The sequence below is a fragment of the Roseburia sp. MSJ-14 genome, assembly GCF_018918225.1.
GTDB lineage: Bacteria > Bacillota > Clostridia > Lachnospirales > Lachnospiraceae > Petralouisia.
The window spans coordinates 380920-403549 of the sequence record NZ_JAHLQD010000008.1; the positions used below are offsets into that span (position 1 = coordinate 380920).

Consider the following 22630-nt stretch of genomic DNA (forward strand, 5'->3'; position numbering starts at 1 on the left):
CATAAATGAAAGAGTAGAATTTAGGAGGAAGTAAAATGGCAGCAAAGCCTAAAAATAAATCTGCCAGAGGAGGCACAAAACGAAAGACATCCGGGCAGAAGCGAAAGAAGAATATGAAACAGCAGCAGGAGTTTCAGGATGAAGTTATTCTGCTTTCTGTATTAGCAGTGTCTATTCTTCTTTTTATCAGTAACTTTGGATTTGGAGGTTTTGTAGGTGAGTGGGTAAGTTCCTTCTTTTTTGGTGTATTCGGATTAATGTCATACATATTTCCAATTGCACTATTTGTGGGGACAGCTTTTTTTATGTCAAATCGTAAAAATACTGTTGCAGTAGTGAAAATTGTTGCTGGTGTATTATTTATTTTATTTTTAAGTCTATTTGTAGAACTGGTTGTAGATGCTTCGGGAGCATATTCTATCAAGGCAGGCTATGAATATGCAAAAGCTAATAAAAACGGTGGTGGAGCCATTGGAGGACTTTTAGCAGGAATTTTGTGCCCGGCTATTGGAAAAATAGGAACATATGTGGTAGATATTATTGTTCTGATTATTTCCATGGTGCTTTTGACAGAACGTTCATTCTTAGGCGGGGTGAAAAAAGGAAGTAAAAAAGTATATGATACTGCCAGAGAAGATGCAGTAAGACGTAGAGAAATAAAAGAACAACGACGTGAAGAACGAGAAAAACGTCGTATGGATAAAAAAGTAGAAGGAGTTTCCGTTGATACGAAAGTGGTACCACCGGATGTTAAAAATTCTGATAACATCAGCGAATTGACAGCACCTCCGGTAGAAGAAAAGGAAGAAGTATTTTCTCCACAGGTAAGGGACAAGCTCTTTTCACCGGAAGAAGCGGTTATGCCAGTAGAAAACGTAATGGCAGTAGAACCGGAGCCTGAGGTAATACCGGAACTAGAAGAAGTGATACCGGAGCCGGTGGTAGTGGAAAAAGTACATAAGAAACCAAAACAGCCAAAGCAGGAAAAAGCGACAATCGAAGAAAATGTGGCGGAAATAGAACAGGAAATGGAGCAGATGCAACCGGCAGTTCCAGAAAAGACAGGACAAAATTATATGTTCCCGCCAGTATCTTTACTTACAAAAGGTGAAAATGTACAGGGTGATTCTAAAAAACATTTACAAGAAACAGCAATGAAATTACAACAGACATTGAAAACTTTTGGTGTAAATGTTACTATTACGGATGTAAGTTGTGGACCAAGTGTTACACGTTATGAACTTCAGCCGGAAATGGGTGTTAAAGTAAGTAAGATAGTAAATTTGGCAGATGATATTAAGCTGAATTTAGCAGCAGCAGATATTCGTATTGAGGCACCAATACCGGGAAAAGCAGCTGTTGGAATAGAAGTGCCGAATAAGGAAAATGTAATGGTACGTTTCCGGGATATGATAGAAGCACCTGAGTTTAAGAATCATAAGTCTAATATTTGCTTTACAGCCGGAAAAGACATTGGTGGTCAGGTAGTGGTAGCGGATATTGCAAAGATGCCTCATTTGCTGATTGCAGGTGCTACCGGTTCCGGTAAGTCAGTGTGTATCAATACGATTATTATGAGTATTTTATATAAGGCAAATCCGGAAGACGTAAAGCTTATTTTGATTGATCCAAAGGTAGTTGAGTTAAGTGTATACAATGGAATTCCACATCTGTTTATTCCGGTAGTAACAGACCCGAAAAAAGCAGCAGGAGCATTACACTGGGCAGTTGCGGAAATGACGGAACGATATCAGAAGTTTGCAGAATATCAGGTACGAGATTTGAAAGGATATAATCAAAAGGTAGAGGCAATCAAAGATATACCGGATGAGACAAAACCGCAGAAATTACCACAGATTGTCATTGTGGTAGATGAGTTGGCAGACCTTATGATGGTTGCACCTGGGGATGTGGAAGATGCAATTTGTCGTTTGGCACAGCTGGCAAGAGCTTGTGGAATTCATTTGATTATTGCAACACAGCGACCATCGGTAGATGTTATTACAGGATTGATTAAGGCAAATATGCCGTCAAGAATCGCTTTTTCCGTTTCATCAGGTGTTGATTCCAGAACAATTCTGGATATGAATGGAGCAGAAAAGTTATTGGGAAACGGTGATATGTTATTCTATCCACAAGGATATCAGAAGCCCCTTCGTGTTCAGGGACCATTTGTGTCGGATAGTGAGGTAGAAGCAGTAGTTGACTTTTTGAAAAAGCAAAGTACAGTAGTATATAATACAGAAATAGAGGAAAAAATGAACAGTGTTTCTGTTGGAAGCGGTTCTGGCGTTGGAGGTGTCGGAAGTGCAGATGAGAGAGATGCCTATTTTGTAGAAGCTGGAAAATTTGTAATAGAAAAAGATAAAGGTTCCATAGGAATGTTGCAGCGTATGTTTAAGATTGGATTTAACCGGGCAGCCCGTATTATGGATCAGTTAGAAGAAGCTGGTGTTGTTGGACCAGAAGAAGGTACTAAGCCTAGAAAGATTCTGATGTCTATGTCAGAATTTGAGGAATATATTGAAGAATACGTTTAAAAGCAAGACGGAGGAATAAGTCGAGGAGGATGAAAAATGAAAACAGACATTCAGATTGCACAGGAAGCAGAAATGATACATATCAAGGATGTGGCAGCACAGCTTGATATTAAGGAAGATGATTTGGAGATGTACGGAAAGTACAAAGCCAAATTGTCAGATGATTTAATGAAAAGAATAGAAAAGAATCCAGATGGAAAATTAATTCTTGTAACAGCCATCAACCCTACTCCGGCAGGAGAAGGAAAGACAACCGTAAGTGTAGGCTTAGGTCAGGCATTTGGAAGACTTGGAAAAAAAGCAGTAATAGCATTAAGAGAGCCATCTTTAGGACCTTGCTTCGGAATTAAAGGTGGAGCAGCAGGCGGTGGATATTCTCAGGTAGTACCAATGGAAGATTTAAATCTTCATTTTACAGGAGATTTTCATGCAATCACTTCTGCAAATAACTTATTAGCAGCATTATTAGATAACCATATTCAGCAGGGAAATGATCTTGGAATCGATCCAAGACAGGTAGTATGGAAACGTTGTCTGGATATGAATGACCGTTCTCTTCGTAATATTGTAATCGGTCTTGGTAGAAAAGTAGATGGTATGGTAAGAGAAGATCATTTTGTAATTACAGTAGCATCTGAAATTATGGCAGTATTATGTCTGGCAAATGATATGGCAGATTTGAAGAAGCGTTTAGGACGCATGATTGTGGCATATACATTTGATGGAAAACCGGTAACAGCAGATGATTTAAAAGCTACAGGTTCTATGGCAGCACTTTTAAAGGATGCTATAAAACCGAATATGGTTCAAACCTTAGAGCATACACCGGCAATTGTACATGGTGGACCATTTGCAAATATTGCACATGGATGTAACAGTGTACGAGCTACTAAGATGGGATTAAAACTTGCTGATTATGTTATCACAGAGGCAGGATTCGGTGCAGATCTTGGTGCAGAGAAGTTTATGGATATTAAGTGTCGTATGTCAGGTTTGAAGCCGGATGCAGTTGTTTTGGTAGCAACAGTCCGTGCGTTAAAATATAATGGTGGTGTGCCAAAGGCAGAGCTTTCCGAAGAAAATCTGGATGCATTGAAAAAGGGTATTGTAAATCTTGAAAAACATATTGAAAATTTACAGAAGTTCGGAGTGCCGGTTGTTGTAACATTAAACTCTTTTATTACAGATACCAAAGCAGAAACAGATTATATTGAACAGTTCTGTAAAGAAAGAGGCTGTGAGTTTGCACTTTCCGAAGTATGGGAAAAAGGTGGCGAAGGCGGAGTCGCTTTAGCAGAAAAAGTCTTAGATACATTAGAAAATAAAGAAAATAACTTTAAACCACTTTATGCAGATGAATTACCTTTGAAAGATAAAATTGAAACTATTGCAAAGGAAATTTATGGAGCAGATGGTGTTACTTATGCACCGGCAGCATTAAAAGAATTAAAGAGAATTGAAGAACTTGGTATGGGTAATTTCCCAGTATGTATGGCAAAGACACAGTATTCCCTTTCGGATGACCAGACAAAATTAGGACGTCCAACCGGATTTGATATCAATGTTAGAGAAGTATATGTTTCTGCTGGAGCAGGATTTGTAGTAGTAGTAACAGGTGCAATTATGACAATGCCAGGTTTACCAAAGAATCCGGCAGCTTATAATATTGACGTAGATGATAATGGTGTTATTACCGGATTATTCTAGGTGATATATGATAGAAAGGAAACACTATGGCAAAGTTAATTGATGGAAAGAAAATATCACAGGAAATCAAAGATGAATTAAAAGAAAAAGTGGCTGCATTAAAGGCAGAAGGAAAAACAGGGGCACTAGCAGTAATTCAGGTGGGAGAAGACCCTGCTTCCAGTGTTTATGTACGCAATAAGAAAAATGCATGTGCGTATATCGGAATTGAATCTTTGGCATATGAATTACCGGAAAGTACAACGGAAGAAGAACTTTTGAAGTTGATTGAAGAATTAAATGAAAAGGAGAAAGTGCGCGGGATATTAGTGCAGCTTCCGCTTCCTTCTCACATTTGCGAAGACAAAGTGATACAGGCAATCAGTCCGGAAAAGGACGTAGATGGATTCCATCCACAGAGTGTTGGAGCCATGACAATTGGAGAGAAAGGCTTTTTGTCCTGTACTCCGTCAGGTATCATACAGTTATTAAAGCGTTCCGGCGTAGAGATAGAAGGAAAACATTGTGTAGTAATTGGAAGAAGTAATATTGTAGGAAAGCCAATGGCGCTTTTGATGTTGCGTGAAAATGCTACTGTAACCATTGCACATTCCAGAACAAAGAATTTGCCAGAGTTATGCAAACAGGCAGATATTTTGATTGTTGCAATTGGAAAGCCAAGATTTATCGGCGCAGAATATGTAAAAGAGGGCGCAGTTGTTATTGATGTTGGAATTCATCGAGATGAAAACAACAAGCTTTGCGGTGATGTGAAATTTGATGAAGTTGAGCCGATTACATCTGCTATTACACCGGTTCCGGGAGGCGTAGGTCCAATGACAATTGCAATGCTAATGTCTAACTGTGTACAGAGTATAGAAGAGGAAAAACGATGAAGTGCGCAAAATGTGGGGCAGAATTAAAGGTAGGATGTATTTATTGTTCTGTTTGTGGGCAAGAGGCGCAGATTGTACCGGATTATAATTTGCTGGAAGATGATTTGCTGAAAGAACTTTTAAATGAAGAAAAAAAGCAAAACAGTGCAAACCAACAGAAAAAGTCAGCGGATGAAAAAAAGAATCAGGTACTGCATAAAAAGAAGAAAAAGAGCAAAGCACCAATAATTGCAGGCGCTATCGGTGCGATAATTGTATTAATAATTTTGATTGTTTTATTGGTAAAGCACAATCACAATAATTCCTATGATTATCAGTTTCAAAAGGCTGAAGAACATGTACAGTATAAGGAATATGCCGAAGCTCAAAAGTATTTGGAACGTGCGGTAGAATTAAAGTCAGATAGTATAGAAGCATTATTGTTATTGGGTGATGTGTACCATGCAGAGGATGAAACGGATGATGCAGTTGGTACATTTCAAAAGGTGATTGAATTAGAGCCGGATAATGAAAAGGCATATCAAAGTCTGATTGATATCTATGCTCAGTTACAGGATTATGATGCGATTGCCAAACTTTCTAAACAAACCAAGGACAGCAATATTTTAGATTTGTTTTCTGATTATTTGGTAACAGCACCAAAGATTTCAGAGGAAGATTATGATGAAGAGAAAGGATTAGAGATTACATCACAATCCGGAGTGACTACGTATTATACATTAGATGGTTCTGATCCGAAAGAGGGAAAGAAATACGAAGAACCAATCTTTTTAGAGGAAGGAACCACTGTCATAAGAGCAATCTCAGAAAATGAGTTAGGCATTTATAGTGAAGAAACAAAATCTACTTATAAAGTGGAATTTGAACCGCCGGAAGCACCAAAAGTTACACCTGATGGCGGAAGAATTACGGTAGCACAGCAGATAACGGTCGATGTTCCGGAAGGTTGCAAGGCATACTATACTTGGGATGGAACAGACCCAACAGCCAATTCAGAAGAGTATGTAGGACCTTTGGAAATACCGGAAGGAAACAATATTTTTTCTGTGATTTTGGTAGATAAAAGAGACCATTGGTCGGATGTCACGAAATGTAATTTTATTTATACACCGTGATACAAAAGTTAGGAAATGATATTTTTAGGATTCAACAGGTCATACCGCTAAAAGCGGTATAGACACATTGCTTAAAAATTGCATCTGAAAAACAAGTTTTTCAAGTGCAATTTTTTGCAATTAACACTTATCACTTTTGTGATAAGTGCTTTTGAATATAGTATAAGAACTTATAAATCATCTGTGAAATATGTTGCACATTGTGAAAGGAAATTTTTATGGAAAATTATCAATTAGGAAAGAGTAACTGGCGAACACCGGAACAGGGGTTAGAAAAAGAGTGGTTGCTGGTGAATGGAATTGGAGGATATTCTAATTGTAGTGTAACGGGAGAATTAACAAGAAGTCATTCCGGATATTTGGTGGCAGCAATGAATCCACCGGTAGAAAGAATGCTGATTTTAAGCAAAACTCAGGAACGCATTGATATAGGAAATCATACCATTGATTTGGCATGTCAACGTTATCTTGGGAAAGAAAAAAATGGATGTCGCTACTTGGAACATTTTTCTTTGGAGGCAGTACCACAGTATTTGTATCAGGTTGAGGATGTTTTCTTAAAGAAGACAATTGCAATGGTACGGGGTGAAAATACGGTAGCAGTCTGCTATGAAGTAGAAAATGGAATGGAACCGGCAACTTTGCATATAACACCATTGTTTAATGTGCGAGAAGCGGCAAATATGACGGATAAGTCTGCGATTTCTTATAAAAAGAGTATTGAAAAAAATGTACTTACAGTAGAAGCAGAAAAATATTCAGATATTCAGGTGGAACTTTATACGTCAGAAGGCAGATATGTAGACAGAAGTACATATCCTACTTCTATGGCAGCACCAACCTTCGTGGTAGAGGAAGATTTGTGCTATACCATCGACGTACGAACAGGAAGTCATAGTCTGGATAGTCATTATACGCCGTATGATATTGATATAGAATTAAAACCATTTGAAAAGAAAAAGTTTTATATGCTTTGTTCTGTAGAAAAAGTAGATATAACAAAAAAAGATGGCTTTCAGATTGTAGAAGATTATAAAAAAGCTATTTTAGAGTGTATGAATCAATCAGTTGTACAGGATGATTTCGCAAGAAAGCTCACTTGGGCAGCAGATAGTTTTCTTGCAGCACGTAATTCTACCGGATTAAAAACAATTTTAGCCGGATTTCCATGGTTTACAGATTGGGGAAGAGATACCATGATTGCATTTCATGGTTTGACCCTTTGTACCGGTAGACTTCAGGATGCACGAGATGTATTAGAGTCATTTTCAAGATATGTAAAGAATGGATTGATTCCCAATGTTTTTCCGAATAAAGCGGGAGAAGAACCAATGTATAATACCATGGATGCATCCATGTGGTACTTTTATGCAGTAGACCGATACCTCACTTATGACAGTTCTGAAGAAGGAAAGACGTTTGTAAAAGAAAAAATATTCCCGTATTTGAAGGAAATAGTAGAAGCATATAAAAACGGAACAGATTTTTCTATTCACATGGATGAAGATGGATTGGTGGCAGGAGGCTCTGACTTAGACCAGATTACATGGATGGATGTAAGAGTTGGAGAATGGGTAGTGACGCCAAGACACGGAAAGCCAGTAGAAATCAATGCGCTATGGTATAATGCGTTAAAGGTGATGGAACATTTATGTGAAATTTTTAACGAAGATGGCAGTCAATATGGAGATTTGAGTGAAAAGGTAAAAGAAAGCTTTTGTAAAAAGTTTTGGAATGAAAAAACAGGTTGCCTTTTCGATGTCGTAGATGAAAATGATGGAAAAATACGACCAAATCAGTTATGGGCAGTTTCACTTCCATATACAATGTTAACAAAGGAACAGGAAAAGAGTATCGTAAATGTATGTAAGAAATATTTGTATACTTCATATGGTATGCGTTCCCTTTCATGGGCAGATTCTGAATATCAACCGGTCTATATAGGCGAATGTATCAAACGCGATGCAGCTTATCATATGGGAACTGTTTGGGCATATCCAATTGGCGCATATCTGACAGCTTATTGTAAGGCACATGATTATGCTAAGGAAGCAGTATTGGAAGTCAAGAAGATGTGTGAATTGTTTTTAGATCATATGGAAGATGGATGTCTTAATGGAATTGCAGAAATTTTCGATGGAGATTTTCCGTGTACGTCCCGTGGATGTTTTTCGCAAGCATGGAGTGTTGGGGAAGTGCTAAGAGTGTATACGGAAGATGTAATGGAAAATTTATAAGGAAAATCAGCATTTATACGCTTTAACGTAATACGGTATTTCCTATGGTATAATGAGTGCAAGTGAGTCAACATGCTTGCATGATTGACGAACGACGAATGTTGGTCATGAGGCTTTGCTTCATGATATAAAAAGGACTCAGAAAAGTAATTATCATTTTTCTGAGTCCTTTTGAGACCATAAGAAAATTGCGTAATTAAGCAACATTCATTGAATTATGATTCTTTTACAAATTCTACAAATCCTTCGCCCATTTTAGCAATGCGAGCAAGAGAGTAAACTTCAATACCTTGCTGGGTGAGTTTATCGTGTCCCGGTTCAAAGGATTTTTCAACTAAAATACCGATACCTGCAATAGTAGCATGTGATTTACGGATTAATCGAACGGCTCCGGTAGCTGCTTCACCATTAGCAAGAAAATCATCAATAATTAAAACGTGGTCTTCCTCGGAAATATATTTCTGGGAAAGTGTTAATTCGTAGTTTGTTCCCTTAGTATAGGAAGTAACAACAGTCTGATAACAATCTTGGTTTAAGATTTTAGAAGGTTGCTTTTTTAAAATAACAAGAGGAACATTTAGAGCCAGAGCTGTCATGAGAGCCGGACTGATGCCGGAACTTTCAATGGTAGCTACTTTTGTAATACCTTTTCCACTAAAATGTGATGCAAATTCTTTTCCTAGTTCTTGCATCAGTTCGGGGTCAACCTGATGATTGATAAAACTATCAACCTTTAAAATGTGTTCGTTAACGGCAATACCGTCAGAAAGAATTTTGTCTTCTAATAACTTCATAATAACCCACCTCGCAACATTATTTGTATAAAGATAGTATAACAGAATTTTCTAATCAGGGAAATACATCTGGTAAATTTTTTCTGTCATATATTCTAAAAAGTTTTCTTCCAATGTAGGAAATGCCTCTTTCATAAGGCGATTGATATTTTCAGAGCGTAAAAAGTACAATTGTTCTAAAGAAATGTCATCCGTATCCATGCCATTGGAAATAGCATCCGCAGAATAGTTATCTTCAAACCATTGTTTTATCTGAATGATGGTACATTCTTCATCATTTTTTGCAGAAGCTAAGGATTTCATTTCTCGAAAGGAACGAATTCCAACGAATAGAAAGAAGATAAAAAGAATTCCCAAAACAACAGTAAACATACACTGTGTAAAAAAGGAAAATGAAATTGGCAGGATGCCAATCCAAAGGAGTATCAGCAGAACAATACCAAGACATCCAATAATCAGAAACGTATATGCAGTGCTTTTTACATCTTCATATTTTTTACCAATTTCTACATAAGCATGTGAGGCTTCTGAAAGTAAAAAAGATGAGTCTTGTTTGGTTGTATCATTCAAATTGTAATCAGAACTCATGATAAATATACCTCGTTTCATAAAAAGATAGATAAATTATAAAATAAATGACTGATTAATACAACCGGAATGTGCTATAATAACGTCTGTTAGTAGTTTCGCGAGCTGGAAAAGCGAAGAAACGGCGGTATTATCAAAGAAAGAATCAAGTCTATGGAGCAAATAGAAAATGAAAATAACAGTTTTAACAGTTGGTAAAGTAAAGGAAAAATTTTACAGACAGGCAATTGAAGAATTTCAGAAAAGGTTAAGCCGATATTGCAAGCTGGAAATAATAGAAGTTCCAGACGAAAAAACACCGGATCATGCCAGTGAAACAGAGGAACGTCTTATTAAGGAAAAAGAAGGTCAACGTATTTTAAAATATATCAAGGAAGATGCATGGGTATGTGCTCTTGCAATAGAAGGAAAAATGTTGGATTCTGTGGAATTGTCCGAAAAACTGGAACAAATGGGAATTGGTGGAGTAAGCCATATGATATTTGTGATTGGCGGTTCACTCGGTTTGGCAGATGAAGTGTTAAGAAGGGCAGATTTTAAATTGAGTTTTTCAAAAATGACATTTCCCCACCAATTAATGCGGGTGATTTTACTGGAGCAAATTTATCGTGCATATCGAATTATGCAGGGAGAGCCGTATCATAAGTAAGAATTATAAGAAAGAATAAATACAAAAAAGTTCCAGATAATCCAGTGATTTCCGGTATCTTTAAATATACCTCTGTGCTATGCTATTTCTCGTAATAAAAAGAAATCATTACGAAATAGTTTTGTAATAATTAAAACAGGAGGTTTACATGAGAAAAACATCATTATTGGCATGCATTACAGCAGTGGGTATTGCGGAATGTACTGTTTTACCCGTACAGGCAGCAGAGGAAAGTGCTATTTCCTGGGAGTTAGGGAATGGAAAAGGTTATATTGTGGCAGGTGAACAGGTATGTAGCCCGGAAGAAATAAAGGAACTTTTAAAAGAACTGTGTAATCGTTTTCCTAATATTGATATTCCGGACAACAATCAGCCGGGGAATGATATAGAGGCACTGGACAACAATCAACCAGGGAATGATACAGAGACACCAGCTTTTTCTTATGCAGAACAGGTGGTAAAACTGGTGAATGAAGAACGGGCAAAAGTAGGAGCAGGAGCACTTACTTTAGATAAGGAAATAGAAGCAGCGGCGTTAGTCAGAGCAAAAGAAATAGAAATATCTTTTTCCCATACCAGACCAGATGGAAGAAACTTTAGCACTGCATTAACAGATACAGGAATTACATTCCGCAGTTCAGGAGAGAATATTGCATGGGGACAGCGTTCACCAGAAGAAGTAGTTAAGGCTTGGATGAATAGCGAAGGACATAGAGCCAATATCTTGAATACAAACTTTACAAAAATTGGAGTAGGATATTATCAGAACGGCGCAGGAAGAAATTATTGGACCCAGTTGTTTACGAATTAGATAGTATTTTGTTGAGTATTTACAAAGGACTTTATCATAGAGATAAGGTCCTTTTTGTATGAGATTTCAATTGCCTTTTTAAAGTTAGTATGATACTATGAAATCAAGCAATGAATTCAAAAAATATCTAAAGCAGTAATTCTGAAGTAATATTCTTAACCGCGAGGTTGTCAAAATGAACTCTTTGCTTAATTACCAGAAATAATCAGGCAGGGAGGTTGATGCATCTTCCTGCAAAGTGAAAAAGAAAGGAAGTATGTGAATGACAAAGGAGAATTTAGTAGGTGTATTACCAGAGGAGTATGAGTTTAATCTCAGTGATTTTGCACTTTTTCTGTCTGTAATGAAGAATAAGGAAGCATATGAGAGCACGTTAAGTATTATTTTAGATGAAGTTGATTTAGAACTTACAGATGTAAAGGTGGAACAGGTTGTACTTAATAAAAGTGGAAAAAGAGCAATTCGATTAGATGCGTGGGCATTAGATAAAAATAATCGTCAGATTAATACGAAAATGCAGAATGATACGAAGCATGATGATGTGAGAAAACGTTCAAGATATTATCAAGGATTGTTGGATTCTCCCATCTTAAAATCAGGAGAACAAACCTTATACAAAAATCTTCCATCTACAATTATTATTTTTATCACTCAAGAAGATATTTTCAAGAAAGATATTGCAAAGTATACTTTTACAGAACAATGTGAAGAAATACCAGGATTGCATTTAGAAGATGGTACAGAAAAGATATTTTTAAATATGAGTAGTAAAAATGGAAAGCCAGAGTTAATCAGCTTGTTACAATATATGAAAGAAACGCGATTGGATAATCCTGAAATTTTGATAAAGGATAGACGAATTTTAAAACTGGATTCCATTGTAAATGAGGTAAAACAGTCAGAAGAATGGGAGGCTGTCAAAATGAATATATTAGAAATAGGAATTGAACAAGGGAAAATAGAAGGTGTAATATTAGCATATCGTGACATGAAACTTTCTGATGATGAAATTATGTTAAAATTAGTAGAAAATTTTGGCTTAACTCCAGAACAAGCAAAGAAAATATTGGAAAAGAATATATAGAAGATCCTTTTTGTGAAAAAGGGGTTGAAGTATAAATTACCTTCTGTAGAATATAGGTATCGGGTACTCGATGAGAAAATTTTAGGAGGTTCAAGAAGAACGATATTAAAGTATTTTCCATCGGAAAGATTGTAAATGAAGAAGGAAATGTAAAAGTGGTCATTAAACCAAAATATGCAGAAGGGCTAAAAGGACTTGAAGGATATAGTCATGTGCAGATTTAATGTGGCTTCACAGAGAATACTTGAGAAGTGTGGTTATACAAAGGAAGGATTTATCAGACAAGGAAAAATGATTAATACATGGTGTGACTATTATGTATATGGCATTTTGGATTCTGATTATTCCGAAAGAAAATAAAATGCTATTTTAGGTATAAAAAGCCGACAACTTATAGTTGGAAAAACAGGACTTTATCTTAATGGGAGATAAGTCCTGTTTTCCTGTACAAGAAATCTGGTTTGCGTTATAATGAAAAGAACATTATAAGCGGTACAGAGTGTAAGGATCGTTTTACCTAATGGAGAAATACGAAGAATGAAACATTTGATTAGATTAAGTGATTATAGTAAGGAAGATATAAAAGAAATTTTTAACATTGCAGACTAATTAAAACAGGGAAAATATCAAGAGTTTTTAAAAGGAAAAACAATCGTGATGTTTTTTCCGGAATCCAGTATTCGTACAAGAGTGACTTTTAAAAAAGGAATTTATTTGCTGGGAGGACAGTCAATTCTTTTTTCACCGGAAACCTTAAACAAAAAAGAAAAAATACAGGATGTGGTAGGGTATTTGAATAATTGGGTAGATGGGGTGATTGTTCGATACAAAGATATTACTATGTTAGAAAACATGACAAAGTATGCAAAAATGCCGATTATCAATGCGCTGACAGACATTAATCATCCATGTGAAATGTTGGCGGATATGTATTCCCTATCTAAAATTAGAGAAGATTTTATAAAAGACAGATATTTGTTTGTAGGTGCCAATGGGAATATTGGATTAGCATGGAAGGAAGCATCAGAAGTTATGGGATTTTCTTTAGAACAATGTTGTCCATATGGATATGAAATGCCGGAAACTACAGTTTTACATAATTTAGACAAAGCTATTTGGGATAAGGATATTATATGTACCGACTCTTTGGGCAGGGATGAATTGAAAGATTTTGCAGATTATCAGGTAACTTATCAGCGCATGGAACATGCCAACAAGAATGCCATATTAAATCCATGTCCGCCTTTTTATCGGGGAGAAGAAGTATCGGAAGATGCAATTGAGAGTAAATACTTGGTGGGGTATGAATTCAAGAAAAGTTTATTAGAAAGACAACAAGCAGTTCTTATTTTTAATATGATGCCATAGGAAAGAGGTAAATAAAATGCGAATGTATGATTTGATTAACAAAAAGAAAAAGGGCGAAGCCTTAACAAAAGAAGAAATTGAATTTATGATTACAGGTTACACAAATGGCGAGATTCCGGATTATCAGATGTCAGCTATGATGATGGCAATTTGTTTTCAAGGAATGAATGATGAAGAAACACTCAATCTTACCCTTGCTATGAGAGACAGTGGCGATGTACTGGATTTATCTGAAATCGAAGGAATCAAGGTAGATAAGCACAGTACAGGCGGAGTTGGAGACAAAACATCCCTTGTGTTAGCACCAATGGTGGCTGCACTTGGGATTCCGGTTGCCAAAATGTCCGGAAGAGGACTTGGGCACACAGGAGGTACAATCGATAAGTTAGAATGTTTTCCGGGATTTTCCACCAGTCTTACAGAAGAGCAATTCTACCAAAATGTAAATCAGGTAAAAATGGCAATTATGGGGCAAACTGCCAATCTTGCACCGGCAGATAAGAAGTTGTATGCATTAAGAGATGTTACGGCGACCGTAGATCAGCTTTCCTTAATTGCTTCCAGTATCATGAGTAAAAAATTAGCAGCAGGTGCAGATGCTATTGTATTAGATGTAAAAACCGGAAATGGTGCATTTATGAAAACAGAAGAAGATGCAGTTGCCTTGGCAAAAGAAATGGTGAAGATTGGTAAAAATGCAGGAAAGAAAATGGCAGCAGTTGTTACGGATATGGATCAACCGTTAGGAAATGCAGTTGGAAATGTGCTGGAAGTAAAGGAAGCAATTCTTGCACTCAACGGTTTAGGACCAAAAGATTTTATGGAAGTGGTATATGCATTGGGAACACAAATGGTTTTATTTGCCGAAAAAGCTAAAACAGAGGAAGAAGCAAGAGCCATGTTGGAAGAAACCATTAAAAACAAGACCGCATTAGACAAGTTTGCAGAATTTGTAGAAGCACAGGGTGGTGAAAAACGTTTTGTGTATCAGCCGGAAATACTTCCGAGAGCAGGAATTGTCATGGAAGTGATAAACACAGAGGAAGGATATGTTTCTAAAATCAAGGCAGAAGAAATCGGATTGGCAAGCTTAGTTCTTGGTGGCGGAAGAGCAACCAAAGAAAGCAAAATTGACCTTACAGTTGGTGTACTTTTGAATAAAAAGCGTGGAGATAAGGTAAAAATGGGTGATGTTCTTGCAACTATTTTTGCAAACGATATGGAAAAGGCAAAAGAAGCCTATGCAAAAATTGTATGTGCCTATGAAGTGCAACAAGAAGAACCAAATCCGGTTCCTATGATAAAAGGGATTCTTAAATAGAAAGGAAGACCTTCTGGGGAATAAGTACATGCTATATATCATATAGTGCAATATGGGAAAAAAGAATTTAAGTCGGGTCAAATCGAATATTGTGGAATCACTGGAACTTCCAAAGGATATTATGTATGGGGCAGTTATTATTTCTGCCACAGGAAGGAACCAGGTACTGATAGAAAATTATAAAGGAATCATAGAATATACCAACGAAAAGATTCGTGTCCAGACGAAAAATTGTCAAGTCACAGTAGCAGGAAAACGTCTGATGATAGAATACTATACCAATGAGGAAATGAAAATCACTGGATTTATACAGGGAATCTTATATGACTCATAAGGAGTAGTATTTTGTTAATTGATAAATTAAAGTATCTGCAAGGGTATGTAAAAGTAAAACTTTACGGATATGCACCGGAACGTTTCCTGAATCTGTGTAGCAACCGCAATATTCTGATTTGGAATCTGGAATATGAGGACGGCAATTACATATTTTGTATTAGTATCAAGGGATTGAAGAGCCTGAAACCCATTTTGAAAAAAACAAGGACAACATTTGTGATATTGGAACGTTATGGAATGCCTTTTTATTTGCACCGATATCGAAAACGTAAACTGTTTGCAGTAGGGATTTTGGTATGTAGCCTGTTACTGTATACCATGTCTTTGTTTGTGTGGAAAATTCAGGTAGAGGGTAATCTTCATCGTACGGACGAAGGCATTATTAAGTTTTTAGAAGAACATCAGATATATCACGGAATGCCAAAAAGCAAGATAAATTGCGAAGCTATAGAGGAACTTCTAAGAACCGGGTATGATGATATTATTTGGGCATCCGTAAAGGTAGAAGGAACGATGTTGGTGATAGACATTCAGGAAAATCTTTCTACCAACCAACAGGCAGAAGAAAAGAAGACAGAGGATGGAACACCGGTTGACATTGTTTCGGATAAGGATGCTGTTATTTACAGTATTCTTACAAGAAAGGGCTTGCCACAGGTGGAAAAAGGCGCAGAGGTTCATAAGGGAGATGTTTTAGTAGAAGGACGTATTCCGGTTATCAATGATGACGGAGAGGCAACTGCCTATCAATATTGCAGTTCGGATGCGGATATCATGGGAATTACGGATTATCCGTATGATGACAGTTTTTTGTTAGAATATCAGGATAAGGAATTTACCGGCAACGAGGCGACAGCGTATGAAATGCGTATAGGAAAACAACAAATTTCCATTCCTAGTTTTACAAAAAAGTTTTCAAATTACGATACCATAACAGATGAGTATGACTGGAAGTTAGGGGATAGTTTTTACCTGCCGGGAGCTTTTAGACGGAAAACTTATAAGGAGTATAAAATCGTAAAAAAGCGGCATACCAAAGAAGAAGCGAAACAGGTGGCTGAAAAGAAATTGGAGCAATTTAATGAAAAATTAAGACAAAAAGGGGTTCAAATTATAGAAAATAATGTTATGATAGTAACAGACGGAAAAAAATGTAAGGCTTCAGGTTCTATAAAAGTGATTGAAAAAATCGGAACGGCAAAAGCTTCCGTCATAGTAGAAGAGACACAGGAAGGGCAGATAACAGATGAGTCTGATGGAGAGAACAATTGATATACCGGTAGAACATATGTCTAATGTATTTGGACAGTTCGATATGTATATGAAGAAAATAGAGCGAGCATTTGGCGTTACCGTTGTAATCCGGGAAAACAACATGAAGATTCTGGGAAATGAGCAGGATATTCAAAAGGCACTGCGTGTATTTACACAGCTATTTGAACTTTCCAAGCGTGGGAACCAGATTACAGAACAGAACGTAGATTATGCAATATCGTTAACTTTTGAAGAAAAGGAATCTGCAATTGTAGAGATTGATAAGGAACTGATTTGTCATACTATTAATGGAAAGCCGGTAAAGCCGAAGACACTTGGACAGAAAAAGTATGTAGATGAAATTCGTAATAAAATGATTGTGTTTGGAATGGGGCCGGCAGGAACGGGTAAGACGTATCTTGCCATGGCAATGGCGATTACGGCATTTAAGAATGAAGAAGTAAATCGAATTATTCTTACCAGACCGGCGATAGAGGCAGGCGAAAAGTTAGGATTTCTTCCGGGAGATTTGCAGAGCAAAATTGACCCATATCTGCGTCCTTTATATGATGCATTATACCAGATTATGGGAGCAGACAGTTTTCAGAAAAACATGGAAAAGGGGTTAATAGAAGTAGCTCCTCTTGCTTACATGAGAGGACGTACCTTAGATAATGCTTTTATTATTCTGGATGAGGCACAGAATACAACTCCTGCACAAATGAAGATGTTTTTAACTCGTATCGGCTTTGGCTCTAAAGTAGTAGTAACCGGAGATGCAACGCAGAAGGATTTGGCACCGGGAGCAACTTCGGGACTAGACGTGGCATTGCGGGTTTTGAAAAATGTAGAGGATATTGGGATTTGCAGATTGAGCAGTGCCGACGTAGTACGTCATCCATTAGTACAAAAAATAGTAAAGGCTTATGAAGAATATGAAAAGAAAGAGACCAAAGGAAAAGAAAAAAATAGAAACAGAAGCAGAAAAAAGACCGATGCTGGAAGATAACTGGTCCTGGAAACGATTTTACATGATTTGCATTATGATGGTAAGTGGAATGATTACTGCTGTCATTTGTGGATGTTTGTCAAAGTTAACACCTGGTAGTCGTATTGCACTTGGGTTTTCCAGTGCACTGTTCTTAATAATATTTGTATTAGGCATGGAAATTTATCGTCTGAAAAAGGGATGGTTTCATGAAAAAGCAAATAATTATGTAAGAATTTCTATTAGTCACGGTGTTTGTTGTGTGGCAACGATTATATTTTTATTTTTACCATCGTATGTGGCACCTGTAATGCTTATGGCAGTAGGAATGACAATTGTAACCAATTCTTCTCTTGGAATGTTGGCTGGAATATTTTATTGTGTGGTATGGAATATTTCTAAGGGTGGAGGCGTATACCAGTTTTTGTGGGCAGTTGTGTTACTTGTTTGCGGGGCTATGATTGTTGACTTCTTGAAGGAGAAGGAAAATCAAAAGTGGGTAGCCATGGTGATTGCAATATTTACTTTGGGATGCACTGTGGTATTTTCTTACTTGGATACTGGTAAAATAAATATAAATATGATAAGCTATGGGGTGTGCAATGGAATCATTACAGCAGGACTCACAGTTATCTTGTATCGTTGGCTGACAGAACGAATGAGTCATACCAGCGAACAGACATTGGAACGAATTATATCAGAAGATTTTAGTTTAGTACAAGTAATGAGAAACTTTTCTAAAGCAGATTATCGTCACGCAAGAAAGGTATCTGATATTGCAAGAGAATGTGCAAAAGAAGTAGGTGCAGACCCATTTGTGGCAGCGGCAGGCGGATTTTATTATCGAATCGGCAGAATGGAAGGAAAACCATATGTAGAAAATGGGGTTCTTTTAGCCAAGAGCAATTACTTTCCGATGCAGGTTGTACAGATTTTGAGTGAATACAATGGAGAAAAGGCTTTGCCTACTACTGTGGAATCGGCGATTGTACATATAGTAGACAGCGTAGTAGCTAAGTTCGATGTGTTGGACAAGAATACCTTGTCTAATTCATGGAATCAGGATATATTAGTTTATCAGACATTGAATGAAAACTCGGCAGCAGGATTATATGATAAAGCCGGGTTTAGTATGAATATGTTTTTGAAAATCAGAGATTACTTAATAAAGGAGGCGAAACTACTGTGACAGTTAGTATCGAGGAAGAGCAGAATCCGGAATTTGACTTTGATTATGAAACACTGGCAAAAGAAGTAATAGAAGCGGCAATAACATGGGAAAAATTCCCTTATGAAGCAGAGGTAAATCTTTTGTTGGTATCATTAGATGAAATTCACGAAATCAATCGGGAACATCGTAATATAGATCGTCCAACGGATGTGCTGTCTTTTCCAATGATTGCATATGAAGCTCCCGGAGATTTTTCCAATATAGAAGCTGATGAGGATAATTTTAATCCGGATACAGGAGAAGCACTTTTGGGGGACATCATTTTATGTGTAGATAAGGTGAAAGAGCAGGCAGAAAGCTATGGACATAGTGCTAAGCGGGAATTTGCTTTTTTAATTTTACATAGTATGTTGCATCTGTTTGGGTATGATCATATGACAGAGGAAGAAGCAGCAGTTATGGAACAAAAACAACGAGAAATCTTAGAGCATATGAATATTTTGCGATAATTATAGAAGGAAAATGGAGGAAAAATAATGAAAAAACGTATGTTATGTGTTGTATTGGCAACTTGTATGGCAGTTACAGCAATTGCTGGATGTGGCAAGAAAAAGGAAGAACCAAAGCAGGAAGTGAAAAAAGAAGAAGTTAAAAAGGAAGAACCGGTAGAAGAACCGGTTGATACACATGAAGGACAGGCTAAGAGTTATTTGTCCGGACAATGGATTGATGAAAATCAGGCAAAGAAACGTCCGTTGGCAATTATGATTGGAAATACTTCTGATGCATTACCACAGTATGGGATATCTTCCGCAGATATTATTTACGAGGTTCCGGTAGAAGGAGCATATACTCGTTTGATGGCAATTTTCCAAGATTATTCTGCATTGGATAAAATCGGTTCAGTAAGAAGCTGTCGTCATTATTTTCTTTACTTTGCAAAAGAATTTGATGCAATATATGCACATTACGGACAATCTATTTATGCAGAACCTTTATTAGCACAGGAAGACGTAAATAACTTAAGCGGACTTGATGGTTCTGTTGGTTCTATTGTATTTTATCGTGATGCAAACCGTAAGGCACCTCACAATGCTTTTGCAAGCGCAGAGGGAATTAATGCCGGAATTGAGAAAAAAGGATATCGTACAGAACTTTCAGAAGATTATAAAGGACATTACCAGTTTGCAGAAGATGACCAGGAAGTAACATTGGCAAACGGCGAAGATGCACAGGTTGTAAGCCCGGGATATGTGGTAAATAAGCCTTGGTTTGTATACAATGCAAATGATGGTTTGTATTATCGTTATGAATTTAAGGATAAGCAAATTGATGGTGCAAATGAACAGCAATTAGCAGTAAAAAATATTTTGATTCAGTATTGTTCCTGGTCTAATAAAGACGAAAACGGATATTTAGATATTAATACAACTTCCGGTGGAGAAGGTGCTTATATTACAAATGGAAAAATGGAAAAAGTAACATGGACAAAGGCGAATGAGAATTCACCGGCACGTTACTTTGATGAAAGCGGAAATGAGATTACCATTAATCAGGGTAAGACATGGGTATGTATTGTACAGGATACCTATAAAGATCGTTTCCATGTATACCAGTCAGAGGAAGAATTACAGCAGGCAAGAGTTGCGGAATAAGAACGAATTTGAGGAACTTTTATGAGCACACAGAAAAAAAATGAATCCGGTTTTCTAATACAAGGTTCCATTCTGGCAGTGGCATCTATTATTAGTAGAGTAATTGGATTGTTGTACCGAATCCCTTTAACTGCAATTATCGGTGATATTGGAAATGATTATTATGGAGCGGCAATGGAGGTATACAGTATTCTGTTGCTGATTTCCTCCTACAGCTTACCATTGGCTGTTTCCAAATTAGTATCAACCAGAGTTGCTAAGGGAGAGAGAAAAAATGCATATCGACTTTTTAAAGGGGCAATCTTGTTTGCAGCAATTTCCGGTACGATAGCAGCTTTGATTGTATATTTTGGAGCAGAAGTTATAACTGTTTATTTGGTAAAAACTCCTCTTAGTATTTTTGCATTAAAAGTATTGGCACCCACGTTACTGGTGGTAGCAGTTCTTGGCGTAGTGCGTGGATTTTTCCAAGGAATGGGTACGATGATGCCAAGTGCCATTTCCCAGCTACTGGAACAGATTGTAAATGCGATTGTAAGTATATGGGCAGCTTATATGTTATTCGGATACGGTTCTCGTATCGGTGCGGTTTTAGGTAATTCAGACCAGTATGGAGCTGCTTATGGAGCAGCAGGCGGAACGATAGGTACCGGATTAGGAGCATTAGCAGCATTGCTATTTGTGTTATTTGTATTTTCTGCTTATGTACCGGTGTTTAAACGCCAAATGCTCCGGGATAGAAGAAAGGGAGAAGAAAGCTATCGAAACATCTTTTTTGTTTTGGTTATGACAATCATCCCGGTTTTATTAAGTACAACTATCTATAATATCAGTTCTATTATTGACATGGGAATTTTTAAGCATGTGGCAGCAGCGCAAGGATATGCAGAAAAAACTTACAGTACTATGTGGGGAATTTTTAGCGGAAAATATAAAACATTGATTAATGTGCCAATAGCAATTGCATCATCCATGGCAGCATCTAGTGTACCAAGTCTTGCAACTGCATTTGCATCAAGAGATTTCCCACAGGTGCGAAGAAAAATTGCAAGTTCCACTCGCTTTGTCATGGTCATTGCTTTTCCATGTGCAGTAGGCATGGGAGTGTTGGCATCTCCGATATTGCAATTGTTATTCCATGATGCAAGGCAAATGCCGGCAAGGATGATACAGGTAGGAGCAATTTCTATTATCTTTTATTCCTTGTCTACATTAAGTAACGGTATACTTCAGGGAATTGACCGTATGAAAGCACCGGTAAAAAATGCAGTAATTACCCTGGCACTTCATATAGGAGTGTTATTCATACTGATGTATGGTTTTAACCTGAATATCTATGCAGTCGTATGGGCGAATACATTTTTCTCATTTTTAATGTGTATTTTAAATGGTGCCGCAATACGAAAATATATAAAGTATCGCCAGGAAATTGTCAGGACATTCCTGATTCCGGCAATTGCCTCTGTGGTTATGGGCGGAGCAGTATACGGTATGTATGAGCTTTTGATTAAAACAATAAAAAGAAATGTAATTGCAACAGCGGCAGCTATTCTTGTTGGAGTGATTGTATATGGTGTAGTACTTTTATTAATGCGTGGCTTGACGGAAGAAGAATTAAAAGCATTTCCGAAAGGATATTTATTAGTAAAGATTGCAAAAAAACTACATCTTTTGAAAAAATAAAAAATGTGTATAAAAATTTAAAAACAGGCGGATACTACATAAAAAGGAGTTTATGATGAAAAGAACATGTAGTATCCGCCTGTTAGTGGGCGTAAGCTTATTTACAGCAGCTTTTTCTAGCTGCATAGGATTTTTTGCAGGAACCATGAAAAACTGGGATTCCTATGAAAAGCAGATTACTTTGTTGGAAACGGAAAATGTAAAACTGGGAAACGCAAAAGAGGAAGATACGGATATAAAAGAAAGTTTGAATGTGGTAGAACCCTATGAATATATCTTATTAGAAGAAAAAGGGTATGTAGCGGTATATCATACAGACCGTAAGACATTGTATGCATCTACCGATATTTTAGTATCCAAACTTCCAGAACAACTGCAAAAAGAAATTGGAGAAGGAAAATATATTAGCAGTGAAGAACAACTTTACAGCTTTCTTGAGAATTATTCTAGTTAA

20 protein-coding genes and 1 pseudogene are annotated in these 22630 nt (G+C 37.0%); 19 read left to right on the plus strand and 2 right to left on the minus strand.

Annotation, left to right across the window (positions count from 1 at the left end; all coding sequences use genetic code 11):
• The first annotated feature begins 35 nt into the window (after nucleotides 1-35).
• From KQI83_RS04185 to KQI83_RS04205, 5 genes are all read left to right on the plus strand, one after another.
• Nucleotides 36-2540, plus strand: a complete 2505-nt coding sequence (locus KQI83_RS04185) for an FtsK/SpoIIIE family DNA translocase (protein ID WP_216554960.1) — start codon at nucleotides 36-38, stop codon at nucleotides 2538-2540.
• A 36-nt stretch (nucleotides 2541-2576) separates the two neighbouring features.
• Entirely contained in the window at nucleotides 2577-4247 is a 1671-nt protein-coding gene (locus tag KQI83_RS04190) for a formate--tetrahydrofolate ligase (protein WP_216554962.1), read from the plus strand.
• Between the two features lie 26 nt (nucleotides 4248-4273).
• Nucleotides 4274-5122, plus strand: coding sequence for a bifunctional methylenetetrahydrofolate dehydrogenase/methenyltetrahydrofolate cyclohydrolase FolD (folD, locus tag KQI83_RS04195; RefSeq protein WP_216554964.1), 849 nt, complete (start codon nucleotides 4274-4276; stop codon nucleotides 5120-5122).
• Nucleotides 5119-6237 carry a chitobiase/beta-hexosaminidase C-terminal domain-containing protein gene (locus KQI83_RS04200; RefSeq protein WP_216554965.1) on the plus strand — a complete coding sequence of 373 codons (1119 nt, stop codon included), beginning with the start codon at nucleotides 5119-5121 and terminating at the stop codon, nucleotides 6235-6237. The genes folD and KQI83_RS04200 overlap by 4 nt, the downstream gene beginning before the upstream one ends.
• 218 nt (nucleotides 6238-6455) lie before the next feature.
• Complete coding sequence (locus KQI83_RS04205; protein ID WP_216554967.1) at nucleotides 6456-8474, plus strand: amylo-alpha-1,6-glucosidase; 2019 nt, start codon at nucleotides 6456-6458, stop codon at nucleotides 8472-8474.
• A 215-nt stretch (nucleotides 8475-8689) separates the two neighbouring features.
• Here KQI83_RS04205 and KQI83_RS04210 read toward each other — a convergent pair whose 3' ends face one another.
• Complete coding sequence (locus KQI83_RS04210) at nucleotides 8690-9268, minus strand: xanthine phosphoribosyltransferase (RefSeq protein WP_216554969.1); 579 nt, start codon at nucleotides 9266-9268, stop codon at nucleotides 8690-8692.
• A 51-nt stretch (nucleotides 9269-9319) separates the two neighbouring features.
• Nucleotides 9320-9856, minus strand: coding sequence for a hypothetical protein (locus KQI83_RS04215; RefSeq protein WP_216554970.1), 537 nt, complete (start codon nucleotides 9854-9856; stop codon nucleotides 9320-9322).
• Nucleotides 9857-10025: 169 nt separating this feature from the next.
• On the opposite strand from KQI83_RS04215, the gene rlmH reads away from it, so the two are divergent.
• The 14 genes and pseudogenes from rlmH to KQI83_RS04285 all read left to right on the plus strand — a co-directional run bounded on the left by rlmH (nucleotide 10026) and on the right by KQI83_RS04285 (nucleotide 22630).
• Nucleotides 10026-10505 carry a 23S rRNA (pseudouridine(1915)-N(3))-methyltransferase RlmH gene (gene rlmH, locus KQI83_RS04220; protein WP_216554971.1) on the plus strand — a complete coding sequence of 160 codons (480 nt, stop codon included), beginning with the start codon at nucleotides 10026-10028 and terminating at the stop codon, nucleotides 10503-10505.
• Between the two features lie 148 nt (nucleotides 10506-10653).
• Nucleotides 10654-11316: a CAP domain-containing protein gene (locus tag KQI83_RS04225; protein ID WP_216554972.1), complete on the plus strand. Its 663-nt coding sequence runs from the start codon at nucleotides 10654-10656 to the stop codon at nucleotides 11314-11316.
• A 262-nt stretch (nucleotides 11317-11578) separates the two neighbouring features.
• Nucleotides 11579-12400: a hypothetical protein gene (locus KQI83_RS04230; protein ID WP_216554973.1), complete on the plus strand. Its 822-nt coding sequence runs from the start codon at nucleotides 11579-11581 to the stop codon at nucleotides 12398-12400.
• 210 nt (nucleotides 12401-12610) lie between these two features.
• Nucleotides 12611-12760, plus strand: coding sequence for a GNAT family N-acetyltransferase (locus tag KQI83_RS04235; RefSeq protein ID WP_216554975.1), 150 nt, complete (start codon nucleotides 12611-12613; stop codon nucleotides 12758-12760).
• A 267-nt stretch (nucleotides 12761-13027) separates the two neighbouring features.
• A pseudogene (locus KQI83_RS17290) lies at nucleotides 13028-13768 on the plus strand (ornithine carbamoyltransferase); the annotation flags it as partial.
• A gap of 16 nt (nucleotides 13769-13784) precedes the next feature.
• A complete protein-coding gene (locus KQI83_RS04245) occupies nucleotides 13785-15089 on the plus strand; it encodes a pyrimidine-nucleoside phosphorylase (RefSeq protein ID WP_216554976.1) in 1305 nt (434 codons plus the stop codon).
• Nucleotides 15090-15141: 52 nt separating this feature from the next.
• Nucleotides 15142-15423 carry a YabP/YqfC family sporulation protein gene (locus KQI83_RS04250; protein ID WP_216554978.1) on the plus strand — a complete coding sequence of 94 codons (282 nt, stop codon included), beginning with the start codon at nucleotides 15142-15144 and terminating at the stop codon, nucleotides 15421-15423.
• Between the two features lie 11 nt (nucleotides 15424-15434).
• Nucleotides 15435-16697: a sporulation protein YqfD gene (yqfD, locus tag KQI83_RS04255; protein WP_216554979.1), complete on the plus strand. Its 1263-nt coding sequence runs from the start codon at nucleotides 15435-15437 to the stop codon at nucleotides 16695-16697.
• A complete protein-coding gene (locus KQI83_RS04260) occupies nucleotides 16672-17688 on the plus strand; it encodes a PhoH family protein (RefSeq protein ID WP_216554981.1) in 1017 nt (338 codons plus the stop codon). The genes yqfD and KQI83_RS04260 overlap by 26 nt, the downstream gene beginning before the upstream one ends.
• Nucleotides 17615-18856, plus strand: a complete 1242-nt coding sequence (locus KQI83_RS04265; RefSeq protein WP_216554983.1) for a hypothetical protein — start codon at nucleotides 17615-17617, stop codon at nucleotides 18854-18856. The genes KQI83_RS04260 and KQI83_RS04265 overlap by 74 nt, the downstream gene beginning before the upstream one ends.
• Nucleotides 18853-19347: an rRNA maturation RNase YbeY gene (ybeY, locus tag KQI83_RS04270; protein ID WP_216554985.1), complete on the plus strand. Its 495-nt coding sequence runs from the start codon at nucleotides 18853-18855 to the stop codon at nucleotides 19345-19347. Before KQI83_RS04265 ends, ybeY begins: the two co-directional genes overlap by 4 nt.
• A 27-nt stretch (nucleotides 19348-19374) precedes the next feature.
• On the plus strand, nucleotides 19375-20493 hold the full coding sequence (locus tag KQI83_RS04275) for a DUF3048 domain-containing protein (RefSeq protein WP_216554986.1): 1119 nt from the start codon (nucleotides 19375-19377) through the stop codon (nucleotides 20491-20493).
• 21 nt (nucleotides 20494-20514) lie between these two features.
• Nucleotides 20515-22176: a putative polysaccharide biosynthesis protein gene (locus tag KQI83_RS04280; RefSeq protein WP_216554987.1), complete on the plus strand. Its 1662-nt coding sequence runs from the start codon at nucleotides 20515-20517 to the stop codon at nucleotides 22174-22176.
• Nucleotides 22177-22231: 55 nt separating this feature from the next.
• Nucleotides 22232-22630, plus strand: coding sequence for a hypothetical protein (locus KQI83_RS04285; RefSeq protein WP_216554988.1), 399 nt, complete (start codon nucleotides 22232-22234; stop codon nucleotides 22628-22630).